Here is a 23,738-nt window from a genome sequence, read left to right on the forward strand (position 1 = left end):
TTACTTGCCGCCCACCAGTTGTTGCCACTGGGCCTTGGCGCGCTCCTCAAGCTCTTTGAGCCAAGCGTCACTCAATGCTCGGGCCCGGTCGGCCTCGGCCTGGGCGATCTCGGCAGCTGTCTTGGGCAGAGGCGCCGGCTCGGCTGCCCCGCCCAGCTGGCCACGCGCATCGGCGAGCAATTCAGCAGCCGTCGCCGAGGTGACCGCCTGACTACCGGCCTGTGTTTGCACCGTCTGCGTGCCTACCGCCGTCACGACGAAGGGGTTGACACCCACAGGCGTGGCGACGGGCGAGCCCGGCAGCACATGAACAACAAAGGTCTGACTGACGCTGGCGCTGGCGCCATTGCTGGTCTCCACGCTGACGGCCTGCAGGGTGAGGCTGAAGTCGCCGGTGAAGCCGACCGGCGGCTTGGCACTCAGGTAGGCGAGGTCCCAACCGCTCAGATCGATCACCGAGCCACCGGTGGCGCTGCGCACACCGTCGCTCAGCACCGCGCCTGCAGGCAGGCCGAGCAGACTGAGACCGAGGCGCTCGCCGCCGAACGCATCGGTCAGCACGGCGCTGACCTTGGGCAATGCGATCGCCGTATCAGCCAGGCCATAGACGCGAGCAACGCCGACGGGCAGCGTCTCGACGAGATGGATGTCGTCGATATTGGCGCTGCGCTGCGGCACTGCCGAGCCGCTGGCGATGCTGTCCCCGCCTTCAAGCACGATGGCAATGCGGCGGGTCTGACCGTTGCCGCCGAACTTGAAGCTCAGCGCTTCCCATTTCAACGCCGTGGCCGTGCTGGTGCCGGCGTAGCTACCGACCTTGACGCCGTCGACGTAGATGCCGATCTGCGTGTTGGCAATCGCAAAACCCAGACCACCGGCGTAGTCCAGGCTCAGCGTGTAGATCGCACCGTCAAAGGTATCGACCGACCGCTCGATGGCCACGGTCTGGTACGCGAGGCTGCTGCGGCCGTTGCGCAGTGAGAGCCATTGGCCGCCGTTGCCGGCCATCGGTTGCACCAGCACGAGGTTGCCGCCCAGGTTGGGCATTCGGTCGTTGGCCGACCAGATCTCGAACGAACCAGCCTTGCCGGTGGTGGGCGTGCGCACCGTCCAGCCTTCCAGCGTCGGCCCGCCGACGACGGTCGCCGTCGTGCCTGCATTGGCCGGCGTCTCCCAACTCGTCGCCACCAACTCCCGGCTGACCGCCACGTCGCGCGGGCTCAGCGTCAAGCCGGGCGCATCCGCCACGGCGACGAACTGCGCGGTCAGCAGTTGCGTCGTCGTTGCGTACTCACCCGTCGCGCCCTCGATGGCCGTGGCCTGCAGTTGCAGAACCACGCTGCCGTTGAAGTCGCGCGGCGGCGTCAGCACGAGTGCGTCGAGCTGCCAGCCAGCGAGGTTGACGACGCGTTGCGTGGCCGAGGGGGTGAAGCTGCGCGTGCCGTCGGACAGCGTGAAGCCGTCCGCAAGACCCGTCAGCGTCAGCATGAGCGTCTCGGAGCCGTCGTTGTCGACCAGGCCCGCGACGATGGCGTGCAGGGCCAGGGCCGCGTCCTCCAGGCCGGTGGCGGTGTTGCCGCCGGTGATGGTGAGCGTGGGCGCATCGGCAACCGCCGCGATGTCGACGACGAGGCGGGCGGCCGGGCTGTACAGCTCGCCGTCGAAGGCCTTGAAGCCGATGTGGTCGTAGTGCGCCTGGCCGTTGCCCTCACCCGAGCCGAAGTAGCCCGCGCCACCCGAGGCGTTGGTTGCCGGCACGAAGCGCAGTCCGCGTGCCGCGAGTCCCGCCTGGCTGAAGCGCTCGCCGATGGCGACCGCGGCCCAGCTGCCGTCGGCCAGCAGGCGTTGCAGCAAACCGTCGACCGGCAGCGCCGTGATCTCGACCTGCAACAGGTCGGGCCGGCTGTCGGGGTCGACGACCGCGAAGTGCGCCCAGGTCAGCGCGAGTGCCTCGTCCTCGTTGCCCGTGGCCTGGCCGTCGGCGGCGGTGGGCGCCACGTTGGGCGTGCCGTCGTTGCTGACGGTGATGGTCACGGTGACGAGGTTGGACTCCGCCTGGCCGTCGCTGACGCGGTAGCTGAAGCTGTCCGGCCCGGCGAAGCCGCTGACGGCCTTGTAGCTGAAGCTGCCGTCGGCCAGCACGGTCAACACGCCATGCGCCGGGCCGTCGACGACGGCGGCGGTCAGCGTGTCGCCGTCGATGTCGAACGCCGTGCTCAACGGATTGATGGCGACGGTCTGGCCAGCCTGGGCCGTGAGGCTGCGGCCGGTCAGCGTGGGCGCGTCGTTGACGGGCCGCACGGTGAGCGCCACGGTGGCCGTGTTGCTGGCCTGGCCATCGATGACGAAGCGGTAGCTGAAGCTGTCGCTGCCGTTGTAGTTGGCCGCAGGCTGGTAGCTGAACTGGCCGTTGGCCAGCAACGTCAGCGTGCCGTGGGCCGGGCCGTCGACCTGCTCGATGGTGACGTTGGTGGCGCCGAAGACCAGGTCGTTGGTGAGCACGTTGCCGCTGGCGGCGCCGTCCTCGTCCAGCGCGACGGCGTCGCCGACGGCCTGCGGGTCGCCGATGAGCTTGATGTCGCGCACGGTCATCGTGCTGGTCTGCGCGGCAAAGCCGAGCAGGTCGAAGCTCAGCAGCACGGCCTTGCCCGCCAGCTCCGGCGCCAGCGCGACGAAGTAGGTCGCGCTGCCGTCGGCGTTGAGCTGCTTGCGCACCGTGGTGGCCAGGCGCTCGCGGCCGTTGGTCTGCAGGTTGAGCAGCGCGTCGGAGCCGTTCAGGCCGATGCTGCCGGCGACGGGCAGCCCGGTGGTGGCGTCGAGCAAGGCCACCTCGAAGGCGTCGAACGGGCCGGCCGCGTTGGCGAGCAGCTGCGGCGATTCGACCGTGAAGCTGAGCAGCTTGTCGTTGGCGCCGAGCGTGAAGACCTGCGACAGCTGCGCCTGGCGCGAGGCGGATTCGCCCAGCACGGCCTTGCCGTCCTGGATGACGACATGGCCGCGCGTGCTCCAGCCGGTGGCGTCCTGCAGCGCGCCGCCGCTCAGCGTGGCGTGGACGGGCAGGCCGGCGACGAAGCTGGGCGCCGTCGTCGTCGGGCTGACCGCAGGAGACGCTTCCGAAGAGGCGTTGGCCTGAAGGGCGAAGCTTGCGCCCGCCGAATCACCGCCGGCCACCGGCGGCGCGCCCGAGAACGCCGTGCCGGCCGACAGGTCGCGCAGGTAGCGAATCAGCTTGTCCACGCTCGCGGCGTCGAAGCGCCCGTCTCCGCTGTGCAGGGCGAGCAGCAAGGCCTGGTTCTGCTCCGCACTGCGCGCCTGGCTGCCCGGCACGCCCATGAAGCTGGCAGTCGAGGTGAGCGGGATGCGGTTGCCCAGGCCGTCGAGCTTGTACTCGTCGGGCAAGCCCAGGTTGTGCGCAAACTCATGGCCGACCAACCAGCCGAAGTAGCGGCCCAGCGTGACCATGCGCGCGCTGCGGTCAGCGATGGTGCCGGCCCACGCGACGGCCTGACGGAGCGCCGCGGGCACGGACACCTGCGCCGTGGCGCCGTAGGCCGAACCGGCCTGCTCCTGGTTGAGCAGGCGGCTGAGCGCGTACTGCTTGGCGCGGCTGCCAACGTCGTCGCGCACGCTGCCGTCGGCCTTGGTCAGCAACAGGTTCATCTGATGGCTGGGCAGGTCCACGCCCGCCTGACCGGCTTCGGTGCCATTGCCCAGCAACTCGGAAACGAAGCTCACGGCCGTGGTGCGGGCCGCGGTCTTGTCGTCCAGGCCGGTGGCACTGCCGTAGCGGATGTCCACGAAACCGGGCGTCTTGAACTGGTCGAACAGGCCGCTGCCGTCGCCGCCGCCCAGGCCCGACTTGAGGCCCTCGCTGATCAGCGCGAGGTCAGCGGCGCTCAGGTCGGCGGGTAGCGCCAGCTTGACGTCGCCCCCCGCCAGCAGGTTGTAGATCGCCAGCTGATTGCCGCTGAAGCCGGCACTGGTGGCTGCGTCCGCATGCGCGATCGCCATCGCCTGGGCGATCTGGTTCTGCAGCGCGACGAGATCGACGCTCAGTTGCTGAGTCGCCATGACCTCGGCCTGAACAGCGGCGCGGCCGTAGACCTGACCGGCGAGCTTGAACACCACGTTGGCGCGGATCACGCCGCGATCCTGCGGCGTGGTGAGCAGCGTCAGCACCGTGCTGGCACCCTCTTGCTGGGCCGTCCATCGCCCGTCGCCCTCGACGAGCACCTCGAACTCGTTGGGGTTGTAGATGCGGATGTTGCGCCACTGGCCCGCCTGGAGGGCTGGGGCGTTCAGCACGCCGTCGACGGCGCTCAGATCACCGAGTTCGCTGAAGTAGACCGACTGGACGCTGGTGGACCCCGCCGCCACATAGCCGCTGGCGGTTTGCTGCTCGGCGTCGAAACGCACCGTGCCCGACAGCAGCACGGCGTCGTAGGTGTCGGCAAAGCGCTTGCGGGCGGCTTCCGTCAGTTGAGCGGTCACCGTCATGGCAGCCGACCCACCCTTGGCCAGGGCCTGGTTCGACAGCAGCAGGCGCTCGCCACTGGTGGTGTCCGCCGGGCTTGCGCCGGCGCCAAGACCGAAGCCCAGGAACTCGTTCGGCAGCGCGTAGGCGCTGAATCTCACGTCGCCGTCGCTGTCGTTCTTCAGGTCGACACGATGCTCGTTGGCGCGGAAGAACAGGCCGGCCGGCATCCACTCCAGGCGCTCGGCAGCGGTGCTGGGCGAGCTGGCGGGGTTGTCGCGCATGAAGATCATCTGGTCGTCCGCACCGCCGCTGGAGTCGCGCAGGCTCAGCGTGCTGCCGAAGCGGATGTTGTCGATGACGACACGGTCGCCCGTGACCAGCGGAATCTTCTCGGAGGTGCCGAGCCGGTAGTTGACCAACTCGAACTGGAGTCGAACCGACTCGGCCGCCGAAGCCAGGATGCCTGCCGGGATGCCGATGATCTTCAGTGCGGTGGGCGCGTCCTTGGGCAGATCGCGGATGCGGATCTGCTGCGGCAGCAGGTGTTCCGTCGGCTGGCCCGTCGCAGGGTCGTCCACCAGCAGCTTGACCAGCAACACCGGGTCGCTGTCGCTGCCAGGCTGCACCGCGCCGCTGCTGAGGCTGAAGCTGACCTGTTGCACCGACTGCGGCACCACGGTGCGGTTGTGCGTGAGCGTGGGGACCCCCGCGTCGAGACGGAAGCCCCAATCCGCGACCTTCTGCAGGTTCTGGCCGAAGTCGCCGATCTGCTGCTTGTAGCCGAGCAGGAACTTCGAAATCACAAAATCGAAGCCCTGTTGAAGTTTGACCTCCAAAAGCTCCGTCAGCCCCGGGATGCTCAACACGATGCCCGCAGGCGGAAAGCGTTTGATCGCCAGCTTGACCACCACTTCGATCAGCTTGTCCCGCAGGTAGTCGGCAACATTCGAGATCCAGACGGCTTCTTCCAGATGGCGCATGCCGAACTGCTCGCCGAACACGGACTCGTATTTCTCGAAAGTGGCTTTGAAGTCCTCCACATCCTTGGCTTCCAGCTGCGATTCCCAGTTGGGCTTGAAGCCGAGGAACTCCAGCTGTCGCGCCTGTATCGCGTCGCTGCCGGTCAGGCTCTGGCCGTTGTGCAGGCCCCAGCCCGGCAGCTGATAGCTGGTGATGAAGCGGCCGAAGTAGGGGCGAACACTGGCCTGGAAGTCGCCGTTGAACACGGTCGGAACCGCGAGGACCGATTTACCGAACTCGGTGTTGTCGACGGAAGCCTCGACCCGCTGCGCCTCGCCCAGCACTAGGCGGTCATCAGCACCGCCACCGAGCTTGGAGAAGTAGAAGCCGGCGCCAACGCCCTCCCAGGTATTGCCGGGCTCGTCCTCTGCCGCCGCCTCGTCTGCCAGTTCGTTGATGTCCTCCCCATCCACCTGACGCCCGAGAAGCTCGCTCAGGCGCTGGATGTACCAAGCCGATTCATTGTCGTCATAGGGTGCGGGGCGATGGCCGAGCCCGGCCACCTTCTCAAAGGCGCTGTCTGCACGACGCCGCACGATCCAATCACGATCCGGGAATTCGTCTTCGCCCTTGGTCATCGACGGGCTGAAGTAGCTCAACGTCGAAGACAGGGTGCCGGCATACCAGGCGTGCGGGCGGGAATGGGTCTGCGCCTTGGAGCCAACCAACGGCAGGAAGTCGTCCACCGTGAAGCCCTTGAGGCCGGTGAGGTCGATTTCAAAGTCGAAACCGGCATCCTTGTAAGCGGCCTGAGCGCCCGTCAATGAGCGTCCATTGGGCGTGACCGTGGTACCTGGCGCTGCCGTTTCCTTGGCAACGATCTGGTAGTAATTGTCGGCGTAGCTGATGCCCTCCCAGGCCATGACATCGGGGTCATAAAACTCGGCAAAGTCGATCTTCTTGAGGCCCAGCTTCTCTGCGTCAAGCTGGAATATTTCGGCGATATCAACGGCCTGGTCGACAGCTTCTCCGAGCGCGCCGACCAGCGTATCGCGGACGACCTTCATGAAGTCGTCCAGCATGCCGCCGTCTTTGACAGCGCCTATCTCGGCCAACAGGCCGCCCATGCCCAGTTTTTCCAGCAGCGCATCCACGCCGCCGAGCCCCAGCGCACCCAGGAAATTGGTGACCAGCTTGGTGGGGTCGCCGCGATCCAGGCTGACCATCAGGTTGGACACCGTCGAACTCTGGATCAACGAGGGCTGGTTGAAATCATGCGGGTCCAGCGTCGTCATCTGCAGATCGGCAGGCGCCGCCAGCTTGTACTTGTCGACGCCCCAGACGATGCGCTGTGCCAGCTCCGAATTGAAGACGGTGCCGCGGCTGTGCCCGATGAGATGCAGATTGCCCGACAGCAGCTTGCCGCCCGCCGCGCGATCGGCCGTGAGCAAGGACGCGTACACCGCATCGGCGGCAGCTTCCGCGAAACCGGAGTCGCTCCAGCCCGACTCGAGCACCCAGTCCGGCACGAGGGCGACCGGCTTGCCCATGTTCAGCGCTGCGGTCAGGCTGGTCCCCGTGTCGCCGTCCAGGCCGACCCAGCGGCCGCTGAACCTGTCGTACTTGAACGCGTAGCCTTCCTGGTCCTTCGCGATGGTGCGGGCGAGTTCGGCGGCGCCGGTGGTTTCTGCCTTGGTCTTGCCAAACACCGCGTTGGGAATGGATGAGCTCAGACCATCCGAGCCAGAGACCAAGGGGGGCTGATAACCGTGAGTGAGGATGGTCACGGATGAGCCGCCGAAGTCGGCGTCCAGGTAGGCCTTCTTGACCGTGAACGGCTGGGAAGCGGTCAGGATGGTGCCGTCAGCCAGCTTGGCCTCGGCCGCCCACCAGTAGCGCTGGCCGGCGGTGAGCTTGAACTTGGCCAGGTCTTCCTCGTCGACAAAGTCCCGCACCGTGATGAGCTGGCCCGCGCGGTAGACGGTGCCATCGCCAACATCACGGAGCGTGAGGATTCGCTCGTCGTGCTCGGCGCCGGTGGCGTCATGGTCGCCCGCATGCCATTCCGGCAACTTCGGCGTGTCGTTGGGGAAGAGCCCTTCACCCGGCCCGAAGCTGCTGAGGTAGATGTTCAGCTCGACGATGTTCTGGCTGGACTTGAGTTCGAAGACCGGGCGCGCGTCGGCATCCACCTTGGGGCTGATCAGCTCCAGGTCGCCGTTGGCGGCCAACGTCGCCACCGCCCAGGACTTGGGCAGATCGTCGTAGCGACGCGGCAGCAGGCTGGCGTTGTCGAGATCGATGGGCTTTCGCAGGTCGCCGGTGCCGGCCTCGGCCGCCGCGATCAACCCTGCGGCGTTGAACTGGAACACCGTCGAGAAGAAGCGGCTGTAGTAGCCGTCGCCCGGCCCGCCGTACTCCTCGACCATGGCCGTCACGAGCAGCGTGCTGCCATCGGCCGACAGCGACACGTTGTCCAGGCTCGCGCCCTCGATGGGCGTGGTGGCGCCCAGGAAGACCGGGTTGGTGAACGGGTCCTTGATGATGCCGATCTTGCCGCCGACCTGCTTGTAGACCAGCGCGCCGTCCATGAAGCCCGGCTCGTCGAAGATCAGCTCGTAGTCGGCGACGAAGGCGTACTTGCCGTCGGCGGAGACGACGACGCCCGACGCGTGCTGGATGTTCTGGCGGAACTTGGTGCCGTCCCACCAGTTGGACTGCGACGGCTTGAGCCATGGCGCACCGACCTTGGCATCGCTCCAGGCACCATCATCGTCCCGCTTGGCCGTGAAGGCGGCGAAGCCCTGGTTGTAGGCCCCTGGCGTGCTCACGACGAACTGCCCGGCCTCCGAGCCGGCGCTGACGTAGTAGGGCACCTGGCCCGTGCGCGGCTTGCCGGAGGTGTTGAAGTCGATGATCTTGACGTCGACGTCCTGCACACGCAGCGTGCGGTCGGCACCCTCGCTGTCCTTGACCTGCTTCTCCCAGGCCTTGTCCATCATCACCAGATCGATGACGAAGACGTCGCCCTTCTCTTGCGTGGCAAAGCCGATGCGGGTCGCCCGTGTCTTGGGCGCCGTCACGGCCAGGTAGCGGCCGCCGCTGACCGCCAGGTCGACAAAGCCGCTCGGGCCGGTGGAGATGCTGCCCGGCAGGTGCAGCTGCTGGATCTCCTTCAGGAACTTCGGGTCCTTGCTGTTGATGTTGACGCGCATCAGCCGCGCCGGGCTGCTGCTGCCGTAGCTCGCGCCCTCGGCCATGTACATCCAGTCGCCCGATACGGCCAGCGACGAGATGTTGGCGGTGGACCCGGGCATCTCCAGCGTGTAGACCAGCTTGTGGCTGAGCATGTCGATCATGTAGATCTTGCCCGCGCCCGCCACGTAGACGACCCGGTTGTCGGTGCCGTAGATCAGCGCGTCGGTCTTCAGTCCGGTCAGATAGCCCGGCAGGTCGATGACGTCCTGAAGGATCTTCAGCGGTCCGTCGGTGCCGGGGCCGCTGGTCATGATGCCGTTGGTGAACTGCACATGCTGGCGATCCAGCACGACGCCCAGCTCCTCCTGCGGTTTCAGCTCAATGGGGTAGCTCGGGTTGCCCGACATGAAGCCATAGCCGTCGCCGGCCGTGCCATCCGGGTTGACGGCATCGATGACGCGCTCCACCCAGATCTCGTGCAGGCCCAGCGCGACGCCCTCCGGCACCCTGACCTCGGCCGAGGTCTTGGTGACACCGCTGACCGTCAGCGTGTCCCACAGCAGGCCGCGGTCGGGTGCCGAGTTGCGGTCCGCCAGACCGCTGCCGACGGGTTTGATCCAGACGCGCAGGCGCGTGACGCCCTCGTCGAGCTTGAAGTTGTCTCCGGTGAGCTTGAAGGTCGTCGCATTGACCTTGGTGATGCCGGTCAACACCGGGTCGTTGGCGGCGATGGGCGGGATGGGCGTGACGCTGATCTCCAGCTCATCACCCTTCACGGTCGCGGTGCCGGTCTGCACGTACTGCGCCGTGGTCGTGAAGGTGTAGACGCCGAACACCGCCGTGGGCAGCATGCCCATCAACGCGATGGCGGTGCCGGAGGCGACCAGGTTGCCGCCGGCCGCCACCATCATGGCTGTGTTGATGGCGTTGAAGTAGATGTACTGGTAGTTCGCGTCCAGGGACACGATGCGGGTCGCCGAGGCGCCCGTCTTCGGGTCCTTGTCAATGCGCCGCGCGCCCACCAGGTAGTCGCCGGAGCTGGTGACGCCCGGGTAAGGCGGGCTGGCCGTGCGGGCGGTACCGTCGGCGCCGATGTGGCCGTTGTCGACCACCCACCAGGTCTCCTTCACGGACCCGTCTTCCAACGTGATCGTGCCGCGGCGCAGGATCAACACCTCGTACTTCGCCGGGTCCAGACCCAGGCCGGCCGTGGCGAGCTGGATGGGCTGCGCGCTCTTGGCGGTGCCGATGTCCAGGTGGAAGCCCGAGAGGAGTTCAAAGCCCTCGAAGCGCGGCGCTTCGATGGGCAGGTGGGCCAGGTCGAGATCGGTCAAGGTGACCTGGCGCGGCGTGTCGAAGGCGCCGGCGGCAATGGCGACCTGCACACCCGCCTGGGTCTGCAGCAGCGCACCACTGGCGTCCACCTGGATGCTCGGCTGCTGTGCCGTCACCACGGTCGGCGCCGCCACATGCACTGTCAGCTCGACCTGACCCGACTTGTAGATGGCATAGACCTTGGTGGTGCCGGCGTTCTTGGCGCGGATGACGCCATCCAGGCTGACTTCCACCACGCTGCCGTCGGCCACAAAGTAGCTGGTGTAGTAGGAGCCCGCCACATCCGTGCTGCCGACCACCTCGGTCAGCTTGATCTGCCGCAGGCCGGCGCCGTTGCCGTCGGCCCCAGGCGCGACCAGGGAGACGGAGCCCGGGTAGACGTCCAGCCCGCCGAGGGCCAGCTTAATGGTGGCTTCGCTCGGCCCACCCACCTCGAAACTGCGCACACCCTGCAGCGCGCCGTGGCTGGCACGCACATAGCCCCAACCGTCGGTCTCGCCCTTGAGCAGCGTGTCACCGGGGGTGACGACCACCTTGGCGGCGCCGGCCTGCCAGTTCTCCACCGTCCACTGGAGGTAGTTGCCCGTCAGCGCCACGCCCTTCTCGTCGGCGAAGTCGCCGAAGGCGCGCAGCACGCGGCTCTCGCCCGAGCGCAGCGGGCCGACATCTTGAATGTTGATCGCCAGCAGCGCCGCGCCGCTGACGTTGAACTGCAGCACGATGGGCCCGCTGGTACCCCAGCCGTCGTCAGCCTCGATGGTGACTGCGGCCGCGCCGGCATAACCGGCCTCGGGCTTGAACAGCAGCGTGCGGCCATCGGCCGCCAATTGCGCGCTGCCATGGGTTGCGCCGATGACGCGCCAGAAGACGCTGTCGCCCTCGCGGTCCAGCGCCACGTTGTCGAGCGTCAGCCACTTGTTCAGGTCGGTGTGGGCCAGCACCGGCGTGGCGCTGACGACGCTGACCGGCGCGAGGTTGGCACGCCAGCCGTAGTTGGCGTACAGCACCTGGCGATCGGTGTCGTTGGCCGTGCCGTCGCCGTTCAGGTCGACACCGGACGCGGCAAACGCGGTCGAGTCCGTGCCGTCGATGCGGCCGTCGCGGTTCAGGTCACCGGCGATGCTGACCTTGATGCTGGCTGCACCGTTGCCGGTCAGCGTCAGCAGCTTCAGGCCGGCCTCGGTCACGCGCACGAGCGTGACGGTCTTGCCGCCATTGGCCACCTGGCCGAGCACGGTGGCGCCTTCGATGGCCAGGCTGGTGCCGGCCGCGGTTTCGATCGCGTAGATGATGGCGCCGGCGGCGCCCGGCGCCTTGACGGTGCTGGCGAGTTCGCTGTCGCGCACGACGAAGCTGAAGCGCGCGGGCGTGCCGGTGCTCAAGCTGCCACTCCAGCTGTTGTTGGGCGTGGCGACGCTGGCGAGCCAGCCCGCCGCCGTGCCGAACTGGGCGGTGATGGGCTCGCTGATGACGCTGCCATCGGGGTGGTAGCCGACGCTCAAGTTCAGGTTGCCATCGCCGTACAGGCTGCGCGCCAGCGCGAGGCGGCCGGTGCTGTCGTAGCGGTAGACGATGGCCGCGTCGGCCGTGGCCGTCTGGCGGCCGACGACGCGCTCGATGCGGCCCTGGCTGTCGCGCTCGAAGACGAGGCGGGCGTTCGGGTCGCTGCTGCCGACCAGGGCCACGCCCGCGTCGGACACCAGCCATTGCTGGCCGTCGGCAAAGCGCACGCTCTGCATCTGGCCGCGCGCGTCGAGCCGGTAGCTGGTGCCGTCGGGGCCGGTCAGCAGGTAGGCGGTGGGCTGCCAGGGCAGGCCCGTGACGCGGTCCAGCAGGCGCTGGCCCTGGGGCAGCAGCGCGACCGGGATGGTCGGGTCGGCGTTGACGACCGACAGGCTCCAGCCGGCCGTGCTGCCCGTGAAGACCGGGCGCTGCACCAGCGGCGAGGTCGGGTCGCTGGACAGCGGCGTGGCGGTCGTGCCCAGCGTGAAGCTCAGGTACTCGTTGGCCGCGTTGGCGGCGGACAGGCTGGTGGGCACCTGCAGCCAGACGCGCGCGCCCAGCGTCCAGGCGGCGGCCGCGCCGAGGGCATCGCTGCCGGCCTGGTCGTGGCTGAGGCGCGTGTCCAGCAGCGGCAGCGTCCAGTTGCCGAGGTCGCCGCTGCCGCCGTTGGCGTCGAGGTGGCGGGTCAGCGCCAGGTCGTGGTTGCCGAGGCGGAAGACCGCGTCGGTGGCCCGGGCCTGCACCAGCTGCTTGGCAGTCGAGTCGACGAGGATGCGCGTCGTGATCTCGGTCGTCCGGCCGGCCAGGTCCCAGCCGCGCAGGCGCAGCTGATAGACGCCGTTCGCCCAACGCGAGGGGTCGAGCGTGGCCAGCGTCAGGTTGCCGTTGACGGCAACGGCGCTGAAGTCGGCCGACGCCAGCGTGCGCCAGGCGGACTCATCCAGGCGGTCGCCATTGGCGGGTGCGGCTTCGAGCACATAACCCATCAACTGCAGGTCAGCCACGCGGGCGGTCAGCGTGGTGGTGGCGCCGATGACGGCGGGGGCGAGGCCGCCGGTGTCGAGCGCGCCGGTGAAGGCCAGCGTCGGCGCGGTCGTGTCCAGCGGGTCACGCACGCGCACCGTCTGCGTCGTCGTGGCCGAGAAGCCGTCGGCATCGACGGCGGTCACTCGCAGCTCGATGAGTCCGGGTTGGCTGGGCGTGATGCGCACGCGGCCGAGGCCGTCCAGCATGACTGGCACCCAGTCGGCCTGGCCAATGCCGGCGCCGCGCGCCTGCACGGAGATGCTGGCGATGGGGCTGAAGGCGTCGGCGCGCACGGTGGCGAGCACAACCTGGCCGGGCAGCACAGGCGTGCTGGGGGTCAGGTTGACCAGCAGCTTGGGCGCGTTGGCGCTGGCGTCCGCCACGACGCGCAGCACGAAGCTGTTGGTGGTCGAGTTCCGGCCATCGCTGACGGTGGCCAGCACGGTGAAGTCGCCCACCTGGCCGGGGCCGGGCGTCCAGTTCAGGCGGCCGGTGGCGGCGTCATAGGCCGCGCCCTCGGGCAGGCCGGTGAAGCTGACGGCCAGCGCGGCGGTCTGGGCCGCGCCGTCGGCGTCGAACAGGCGCAGCGCGCCGGCCGGGGCTGCTGAGCCCTTGACGACGGGCAGCGAGAAGCTCTGGCCCACCAGCAGCGCTCGGCTGGCGGTGGTGATCTGCGGTGACTGGTTCACGTCGAAGACGCGCACCTGCACCGTGCGCGTGACGGTGGCCTGCCCGTCTGTCGCGCTGAAGTTGAAGGTGTAGGCCCGCGTGTCGTCGGTCGCGTTGTTGACGATGTCCGAGCCGGGCGTCCACTCGAAGTAGCCGGTGGACGCGTCGAAGAACACGCCGCTGGGCATGTCGGTGTCGTAGATCAGCGCCAGCTGCGTGGCCTCGTTGTCGCCATCGGTCGTGCGCATCGTGAACGACAGCGTCTGGCCTTCGGGCACCAGCTGCAGCGGCATCGGGATCAGCACCGGCGCCTGGTTCACGTTGGCGACGACGATCTCCACCTCGCGCGTGAAGCTGGCGGCGCCGTCGCTGGCGGTCAGCGTGAGCAGATAGCGGCCGGGCGCGGCGCCGTTCTGGTTGTCACTCTGGGCGGCGAAGAGGCCGGGCGTCCAGCGCAGTTGCAGGCGGGTCTGGCCGCCGCTGCCGGCGCTGGGCACCAGCTGCATGCCGGCGGGAAGGCCCTGGGCCGTCCAGTGCAGCAGGTCGAGGTCGGCGTCCAGGCCGGACAGATCGATGGCCAGCGGCGAGCCTTCGTCGACCTTGATAACGGTGCGCGTGCCGGCGAGCGGGTCGCCCTGCACGGTGCCACCGGTGGCGGCGACGGCGAACAGTGTGGGCGTGGCGTTGGCCGCGCGCACGACGATGCGCAAGTCCTTGACGGACGTGCTGGGCACGGGCGGGTTCAGCGGGTCGACGACATAGCCGGCGTCGGCCGGGGGCAAGCCCGAGTCGGTGACCGCCAGGCTGATGTCGAAGTTGCCCGTCAGCCCGGCGGCCGGGGTCCACACCAGCATGGCGTGGCCGTAGCGCGGGTCGCTCTCGATGCGCGCGCCGGCGGGCAGGTTGGTGGCGGCGTAGGTCAGCGCGTCCTGGTCCATGTCCGAGACCAGGATGGGCACGCGCAGCTCGGTGCCGGCCACGGCGACGACCTGGCTGGGCAGCGTGATGACGGGCGCTTCACTCAGGCTCTTGACCGTGACGACAAAGCTCTTCGCCGTGGCCAGCACCTGGTTCACGTCGCCGTCGCCGTTGTCTTGCGCGACGACCGTCAGCGTGTAGTCGCCGCGATGGCCGGCGCCGGGCGCGAAGCGGATGACGCCGGTCAGTCGGCCGGCGCTGTTCAGCGTCTGCGTGTAGGTGGCGAAGCTGGGCAGGCCTTGCACGGTCAGCGTCAGCGCGTTGCCGTCGGCGTCCGTCGCCTCCAGCGGAATCTCCAGCACCGCGCCGCGGTCGACGAAGGCGTTGGTGACATCGCGGATCTCGGGCGCGCGGTTGGCGTTGCTGACGACGATGGGCAGCGTGATCTCGCTGGTCAACGGGGTGCCGGTGCCATTGCCGTCGTCGGTGGCCTTGACCGTCACGTAGTAGGTGCCCGCCTGGGCATAGCCCGGCGTCCAGATCAGTTCCAGCGTGTCGGCGTCGAACGTCGCGCCGGTCGGCAGGCCAGTGACGGCGTAGCTGACGCTGGCGGTGCTGCCGGCGGGGCCGCTGGCTTCGCCGCCGGGGGTCAGGCGGACCTTGGGCTCGAAGGTCGGGTTGTCTGGGTCGAAGGCGAACACGCTGATGCGCAGCGGCTGGCCTTCCAGCACCGCCCAGGTCTCGACCGGGTCGAACACCGGCGCGCCATTGGCGTTGCGCACGTCGAACTTGAGCTCGCGACGCACGGCCGTGACGGACTTGCTGCCGTCGGCGGCCGTGAAGGTGGCGATCAGCGTGACCGGCAGCGTCAACAGGCCGGCCTGGGCATAGCCCGGGGTCCACGACAGCCAGCCCGTGTCAGCGTCCAGCGTGGCGCCGCCGGGGAGCAGCTCGGCGCTCCACTTCAGCGTGACGCTGCTGCCGTCGGCCTGCTGCAGGCCGCCCGGCGCGGCGCCAGGCAACTGCAGGCCGAAGCGGTCGCCTTCGCGCAGCACCTGCGTGTCCAGCACCGGGAAGACGGGTGCCGGGTAGCCTTGCTTGACGGTCAGGTTGAAGCGGCGCTGCACCTCGTGCTTGCCATCGCTGGCGACGACGGTGATGTCCTTGTAGACACCGGCCTGGTCATAGCCCGGCGTCCAGCTCAGGATGCCGGTGGCGGCGTCGAAGAAGGCGCCGGCGGGCAGGTTGCGCACGAGCAGCGTGACGGTGTCGCCGTCCTCGTCGCTGGCCAGCAGCGGCAGCTGCAGGCTGTCGCCCTCTTCCAGCGTCAGGTTCTGCACCGCATCGACCACCGGCACATGGTTGGCGCCGGCCACGTCGAGCGTGAAGCGGCGCAGCGCAACGCCGCCGCGGCTGTCGATGACGCGCATCAGGATCTGGTTGTCGGTGCGGTCGGTGGCCTGGGGTGTCCAGTGCAGCGTGGCCTTGTTGCCGTAGCCGCTGGCGCTGCTCTCGACCAGCGCGTCCTGCGTGATCATCATGCCGGCGGGCGCGCTGACCAGCTCCCAGAAGAACAGGCGGCCATCCGTATCGACGGCGCCCAGGTTGGCCGTCCAGGCCGTGCCGGCGGTGGCGGCGGGCAGGGCGACGGTGGCCAGGTCCAGGCTGCCATCGGCCTTGGCCTGGCCCAGCACCGGCGGCGTGTTGTCGTAGGGCAGTGCGTAGACGCCATGGCCCAGGTTGACCTTGACGATCTGGCCCGAGCCCGGCGTGGTGCCGAAGCTGGACGCCGGCCGCACGGTGACCGTGCGGTTGGCCAGCGTCTCGCCGGTCTTCAGCGGCTGGCCCTGCAGCGCGGCCGTCAGGTCCAGCACCCACAGCTCGGCCTGCGCGCCATCGCCCTGCGCCGCGCCGGTGATGCTGTCGCCGAAGTAGCGGCCCGGGTCCAGCAGCAGCAGCAGCGGGCCCTTGAGGTCGTCCACGCCGATGTTGGTGATGTTGACGTCGTAGCTGATCGCGCCGGTCAGGCGGTCGGCGCGGGTGTCGGCGAACTCCAGCCGCACGAGGTTGGAGATGTCGGTGACGGCCGTGAACACCAGGCCCCAGGCCTCGCCCAAGGTGACCTGGGCGCTACTGCGCACCGTGTTGACGACCTCGACACGCCAGCCGCCTGCCGGCAGGTTGGGCAGCGTCAGGATGACGCTCTTGCTCGCCGCATCCCAGCGCACGCTCTCGGGCGTCAGGATCAGATTGCTGTTGGCGCCCGTCGCGATGAGGCTGTAGTTCTTGGGGTTCAGCACCGAGGACGGACTGGTGGTGTCGGCACCGTTGGCGCCGGTCCACATGGCCTGGTCGAAGCTGATGGCCAGTTGCGTCAGCGGCAGCGGCACGAGGGCGCCGTCGGCGACGCTGGCGGAGACGACCTTGGGCGCCTTGATGGGCGCGAGTTCGTCGATGCGGTTCGTCTGCGCAACCAGCACGCGGCCGTCGGCGGTGGCGACGATGCTTTCGCCGCGCGTGCCGCCCTCGGCGAGCTTGAGGCTGCGGCGGCTCGACAGCTCGACGGCCCAGACCGCGCTGGTGTGGGCGACGGCCGTGCTGCCATTGGCGGCGACCGGGCGCTGCGCCGTGTTGCTGCTGGCCAGCAGCAGGCCGGCCAGGCCCGTGCCGGCCTTGCCGAACGTGATGCTGTCGACCAGCCCGGGCAGGCGGTATTCCAGCTCGGCGCGGCCCACGGTGCGGCCGGTCATCGGGAAGCTGACGATGTCGGTCGTCGCCTCGGGCAGCGCGCCGCGCACGTCGCTGCCGGTCCAGCGCACGGCCCACAGGCGGTTATCGGGCCCGAAGGCGAGGTCGCCGACGCGGGTGTTGCTGAAGTGCTTCCAGGCGTTCGCCGCCTGGGCTGAGGGGTCGAAGATCTCGACGCCGTTGCCACTGGCTACATAGATGAGGCCGGTGCCGGGCTGGATGGCCAGCGCATGCGTCAGCGGCTCGCCGGCCGGGGCGCGGGTGCGGCTGATGACGGCGCCGCTGCCGGCGTCGATCATCATCAGCTCGGAGCCGGTCATGACCCACAGGTTGCCGACGGTGTCCAGCGCCATGTCGAGGATGGCCGCCTGCGTCGTGAACAGCGGCTGCACGGAGCGGCCGCCTTCCTTGGCGAAGCGGAAGACCTGGTTGCGCTCGGCGCCGGCACTGGCCAGCACCGAGCCGTCGGCCAGCTCGACCATGGCGAGCGCGCCGATGGCGCCCTGGCTGGCGCCAAAGCCGCTGGCGAAGCCGCGCAGCTGCAGCGGTGCGAGCACCGACTGCAGGTCGGCACCCAGGCCGCCCAGCGCGGGCGTGATGACGAAGCCGGGCAGCCGCTGCGCGGCCTGCGCGAACAGGTCGCTGGGGCTGTAGTTGCGGTCGGGCGCTGCGGCCGGCAGCTCGTCGGTCTGGTCCAGCGTGTCGGTGACGCCCAGGCCTTGCTGGGCCTCGGTGCGGCTGCCGTCGTCGGGCAGCACGGCGTTGGAGATGCTGGCGGCCTCGCGGTTGCCGGCGTTGTCGGTGGCGACGGCCAGGAACTCATAGGCCTTGCCGGCCTGGCCGGTGAAGATGGCCGTGCTCTCGGCACCGGCCACCTGCTTCTGCCAGATCTTGAAGTCGCCGCCGTCCTCGGCGACGTAGACGGTCACGTGCTTGACGCCGGCCGCGTCGTCGACGGACTTCCAGTTCAGCTTGAACGTGGGTTGGCCGCTGGCGTTGTTGCCGTTGCTGGCGACGGTCAGCGTCGTCACAGGCGCGTCGGCGTCCAGCGTGTGGCTGATGGCCGAGCTGACGATGGGCGGCGTGGCGTCGAAGAACACGCGGGCGGCGGCGCTGATGTTGGCGCCGCTCTGCGCCGTGTCGCTGGCGCGGATGGTGTACGAGACAAAGCCGCCGGTGGCCTTGCCGTTCGCATCCGGCGGCAGCAGGCCGCGGGCCGGGTCGCGCAGCACCTCGCCGGTGTCGGGGTCGATGGCCTGCAGCAGCCAGGTGGCCACACCGGCCTCGGCGTCGATGCCGGCGCTGACGCGCAGCACATAGCCCTTGCCCGGCGCGCCGGTGAAGTCGAAGTCGCCCTGGAAGACGGCCTGGCCGGCGGGCACATGGATGTTGATGTCGCCGATCTTCAGGTCGCCCAGGCGCAGGCTGCGCGCGTCGAGGTCGGGGTCGATGGCCGTGACGAGACGGATTTCTCCCACGGCCGCGCTGGTGGCGTTGTTGAACGACAGCGTGTAGGGCAGCGCGTAGTCGGTCGGGATGTAGGTCGAACCGTTGGCCGCCGGCAGCGCCTGCGGGCCGCGCACGCTGATGGCGGCGCCGGCATTGGCCTGCGCCTGCGCGGCCTGCTGCAGGTAGCTGGTGAGGTTGAGCGCCTGCGGGCCGACGGGGCGGAACTCGGCATCCAGCACGCCGATGTGGCGCAGGTACTCCAGCTCGGCGCGGTTGCCGGCGAAGACGTCGAAGCTGATGAAGTGCGTGGACTGCGAAGCGCCCTGGTCGTAGTCGGCCGGGTTGGGGGCGACGGGCACGGGCACCTCCACGACGACCTCGTCGGACTGACGGATTTCCTCGTAGTCGACAGGCGCATGCGCGGCATTGCGGTCACCGGCGTATTTGGCCGTGTCGCCGTACCACTCTTGCACCTTGGCGAAGAAGCCGAGCAGGTCGGCCTGCGTGCGGTAGCTCTCGCCGGCCTTGGCCATCAGGATGCCGGTGGCCAGCGTGGCGTTCAGGCTCAGCACCAGCTCGTCGCTGCGGATGGCCGGGGCGGTGCCCTCGGCACGCAGCAGGCCGGCAGCTTCCAGCGCGCCCAGCCAGCCCTTGACCCACTGCGCCTCGTCTGCCGCCAGCACGGCCAGCGTGTTGGGCGCCGTGGTGTCGGCCAGGATGGCGGCGCGCAGCGCCTGCGCATGCCGGGTCTGGTCGGCGATGAACTCGGCGCGGGTCAGCGTCGTCACGCTGGCCAGCGTGTCGAAGCGGAAGGCCATGGCCAGCGCCTCTTCCTTGGTGATGTGCACCTCGGGGTCAGTGGACAGGAACTTGGCGGTCAGCCCCGGGGAGATCTTGTTCAGGCCGCTAACGCCTTCATCGAGGATGCCTGAGGCCTTCCAGTCCGGGCGAATGGCGTAGAGCTTGTCGCGCAGGCCTTCGAAGTCGTAGTTGATCCACTCCTGCAGGCCCGGGTAGGTCTGGACCTTGAAGGTGGCACCAGCAAAGCCGTTGGCCGCGAGGTCGAAGGCATAGCCCGGCGCCAGGTTCCAGCCGTTCGTGTTGGTCATGCCGTCCAGCGCGGCCCAGGGCACGTCGGCGCGCACGCCGGTGGTGGGCGTGGTGCCGTACTGCTGGTTGTTGCCGTCGCCGGCGGCGATGGCGCCATCGGGCATGCCGCCCACGTTGGCGCCGAACACGACGAAGGGCAGGTTCAGGCCTTCCAGCACGTACTTGCTGTTGCCCATGTCGGTGGCGCCCACGTCGAAGCGCACATAAGGCGTGTCGACGTTGGTCAGGCTCTGCAGGCTGACGCTGTAGGTGGCCGAGTCGCCCGGCTCGATGTTGCGCGGGCCGCCGACGCCGATGGCCGCGTCCACCTCGATCATGCGTTCGACGAGGTAGCGGTAGGGCTCGACGACGCGCGAGCCGTCGGGGTTGGTGACGATGACGTCGTACAGGCCCAGCGGCACATGGCGCAAGTCGAAGACGGCGCGGATGCGGGTGGCGTCCAGGACTTGCCAGCGCTCGGGTTCGATCTCGAACTCTCCCGGGCGTGCCAGCTTGACCAGGGCGCCCGCCGCGAAGCGGGCACCTTCAATGTCCATGGTCACCCAGCGGTGGTCGTCGTTGCCGACGCCGCCCTGGTCGGGCGTGACCTTGGTGATGGACAGCGGCAGCAGGTCGGCGCGCAGCGTCACCGGCGTGGCATTGCTGCCCTGGCGGGCGCGCACGAAGATGTAGTAGTCGCCGGCCTTGGTGGTGGGCACGACCAGCGTCTGGTCGGGCGAGACCGGGTTGCTGTAGGCCACGTCGAAGGCGCTGCCGGTGGGCACGTCGTTCCAGCGCACATAGACCTCGTTGGCGCCGGAGGCGGCGGTCGAGTCGAGCAGCACGCGCAGCGTCTCGCCGGCGCCGACGCTGACCTTGTAGACCTGCGTCTGGCCGGTGCTCAGCGTCGTGGACAGCGTCTGCGCCACGGTCAGCACCGGCACGGTGACGTTCAGCGTCGCGCCCGAGGCGCTGCGGTTGTTGGCCTCGCCGGGCGGCAGATTCAGGCCGGTGTCGGTGTAGGTGATGCGGCCTTCGAAGACCTCGTTGTAGAGGTCCGGCCGCACGATGACACGCCAGCCGCCGTCCTTGAGCGCCGGCAGCTTGGCCGTCAGCTTGGCGGTGTAGGTGCCGTTCTCGCCGAGGTCGCCGACATGGGCGACCTTGCCGAGCAGGATGTCGCTCAGGTCCCAGGCGTTGTCGGCCGACAGGTAGAGCGCATCGGTCCAGCGGCCATAGGCCGGATTGATGGAGGTGTTCTGGATCGTGAAGACGATCTCCACCTCGTCGCCCACCTTGGCGCTCGGCGGCACGATGACGTTGGTGACGACCAAGTCTGCCGGCGGCGGCGTTTCGATGCGCATGGGCTGCACGGCCGCCGCGTTGTTGTTGTCGTCCTTGCCGAACTCCAGCACCCGGCCGGTCTCGCCACTGCCCCAGATGCGGGCCGGGTCCGTGACGACGAAGACGTAGTAAGGCCCTTCCAGGTCGCGCGGCGCGGTGTAGGTCAGGCTGCCGGTGTAGCTGCCGCCGGCCGCGAGGCCGCCGCCATGCTGCACATAGCCGAGGTAGCGATCCTTGTTCAGGTCCAGGAAGCGGTCCTTGGACAGGTAGACCATGTCGTACCACGTGCCCTGGTCGACCGGCGTCTTGCCGCCGAGGTTCTCGACCTTGTAGGCGACGGTGAAGTTCTGGCCGGCGATGACTTCATCGGGCGCGGTGACGCTGGTGACCTGCAGGTCGGGCGGTGCAGCCAGCGTGATCGGCAGCGCGATCTGCGCGACGTTGTTGGCCTCGTCCTTGAACTCCAGCACGCCGTTGGCGCCGCTCTCGCGGATGACGTTCAGGCCGGCGCGGACGGTGCTGGGTACCTCGTTGTAGAAGTCCTTGAAGACGCCGGTGTCGGCCTTGACGATGAGCTTGAAGTCACCGCTGATGGAGGTCGGGATCGCGAACGTGGCGGTCTGCGTGTAGCTCTCGCCGGGCTTCAGGAAACGCGGCTTGCCTAACGCATCGGTCAGGTAGACCTGGCGGGCGCGCAGCAGGATTTCGGCTTCGCTGCCACGGTCGACCAGCGGGTAGTCGCTCGGGTCCAGCGTCGCGTCGCGCGACAGGTAGACGCCGTCGAACCAGCCCGGCACGCGGGTGTCGCGCGTGCCGCGGTTGGTGACCGTCCAGGTCGCCGTGATGGTGTCGCCCGAACCCGGGTTGGGGTTGTTGACCGTGATCGAGTCGATCTGCAGGTCGGGCTCGCGGTAGATGATGTCAAGCGTGCCGCGGCCGAGGTTGTTGTCGCGGCGCGCGCCCTCGAAGACCGAGGTCGCGTAGAGGCGGTCACGCGTGTAGACGTTGTAGTCGCTGTGCGGCGTGGGCGGCGCGAGGATTTCGTCCTGCGACTGGCTGCGCGGGTCGGCGCTTTCGCCACGGCCCATGTCGGGCGCGAGCGAGTCGGCCGAGTGCTTGCCGTCCGCCATCACGTAGATGTAGTAGACGCCGTCGGTGCCCGGCGGCAGCTTGACGACGGCGCTGGCGGTGTAGCTCTCGCCGGCGCCCAGCGTCGTCGTGTTGCTGTGCACGACCGAGCCGATCTGCGTGGCGCGGTTAGGGATGAAGGTCGGGTCCGGGCTGACCCAGATGTGGTCCAGCCAGCCCTTGGTGCCGCTCCAGACGGCCGCGCCGACGTTCTGCACGGTCCAGGTGACCGTCGTGTCCTCGCCGGAATAGTTGGTGGGCAGCGTCGTGACGTTGGTGACGCGCAGGTCGGCCGGCGCGTTGGTCACGTTGGACGCGGCGCGGTTGACGTTGTTGTCCTCCGCGACCTCGCCCACCTCGTTGCGGCCGGTGTAGCCGTAGTTGGCATCGGTCTGCACGACCAGGTAGGCGCCGCTGACCGAGGGGCCCAGGTTGACGGTCTGGCTGACGCTGTACGACTCGCCATTGCCCAGGCCGCGCTGCTGCTTGAACTCGCCGAGCAGCCAGTAGACCTTGGCCTGGGTCGGATCGGGGTTGTCCATCAGCCAGACCTTGTCGGTCCAGCCGCCGTCGAAGGCGTCACCACGGTTCTGCACCGTGTAGCTGAAGCTGTAGCTGCCGGCGGCGGCGGCGGTCGTCGGCGCGATGACGCTGGTGACCTGCAGGTCGGGCGGCGTGATGCCCAGCACCTTCATCGGGCCGATGCCGTCCGCGTCGCGCGACTTGTAGTTGTTGTTGTCGATCTGGGTCGGATCGTCCGGGTTGATGTTGCTGGAGAGCGTGTCCTCCAGCATCGCGTCGTAGGTGTCGCTCCAGACGGTGACGTAGTAGCGCGCCGACTGGATGTTGTCGGGGATCTGAACGTTGACCAGGCCGAGATAGTCCTCGCCGATGGCGAGGTGGCCGGTGTGCGTGACCTGGCCGATCTTGATGTCGCCCTTGCCCGGGTTGGGGCGGGTCTTGTCGACGGTCAGCCAGATGGTGTCGGTCCAGCTGTTGGTGGTCGCGGCGTCGCCACGCGTGGTGGCCGAGCCCTTGTTGGTGACCTTGTAGCGCACCTCGATGGTGGAACCGTGCACGGCCTGGTCGGGCGCGACGACATCGCTGGTGACGAGGTCGGCGAACGGGATGGGGTCGATGTGGATGCGCTCGGCGCGCGTGTTGTTGCCGTCGCTGGGGTACTCGTCGACACGGTTGCCGCCGTCGGCCGCGACGATGATGTAGACATCGCCGCGGTAGCGGATGGGGATGTCGACGCCGTTGACGGTGGTCGTGTAGGGCTCGCCGCCCGGGCTCAGCGCCGAGCCGCTGTCGACACGCGCCAGCAGCACGTCGTCGGCGCTGACGATGCCGTCCAGCGACAGGTAGACGTAGTCCTGCCACTGGCCCGAGGTGGCCTCGGGGCCGAAGTTGCCGACCGTGAACTTCAGGCCCAGGCTGGTGCCGGCCGTCACGCTGGCGGGCAGCTCGATGTCGGTGACGCGCAGGTCGGGCCGGTCGTTCAGGCTGACGACAATGGCATCGGTGTCTGTCGTCGTGTTGTTGTTGCGGGCGTCGCCGAATTCGTAGACCTGCGGGCTTCCGCCGCTGCCGACCAGGCTGTTGGTGACGACGCGCAGGCGGTAGCCGCCCTCGATCTTGCCCGGCAGGCGGACCTGCTCGGTGCGCGTGTAGCGCAGGCCGGCGTCCAGGCCGCGGTCATAGACGTAGTTGCCCAGCACGACGGTGGAGCCGTTGGGCGCCAGCAGCAGCACGGTGTCCTGCCACTGGCCGGCGGCGCGGGCAATGCCTTGGTTGAGCACGGTCCAGCTGACGTCGACGAGGGCGCCTTCCTGCGCGGTGGCCGGGGCGTCCAGCGTCTCGACGACGAGGTCGGGCGAATCGCTCAGCGTGA

At 68.8% G+C, this 23,738-nt stretch carries 1 protein-coding gene (cut by a window edge); it reads right to left on the reverse strand.

Features of this window, described 5'->3' with window-relative positions; translation table 11 throughout:
- A protein-coding gene (locus ACG00Y_RS08980) for a calcium-binding protein (protein WP_394478003.1) crosses the window boundary here: on the reverse strand, positions 1-23,738 show its 3' portion. 12,418 nt of this gene lie beyond the right edge of the window; the window shows 23,738 of its 36,156 coding nt (coding positions 12,419-36,156); its start codon lies beyond the right edge, outside the window — the gene reads right to left on this strand; it ends in the stop codon at positions 1-3.

It is taken from the genome of Pelomonas parva (assembly GCF_043555835.1).
Classification (GTDB): domain Bacteria; phylum Pseudomonadota; class Gammaproteobacteria; order Burkholderiales; family Burkholderiaceae_C; genus Pelomonas; species Pelomonas parva.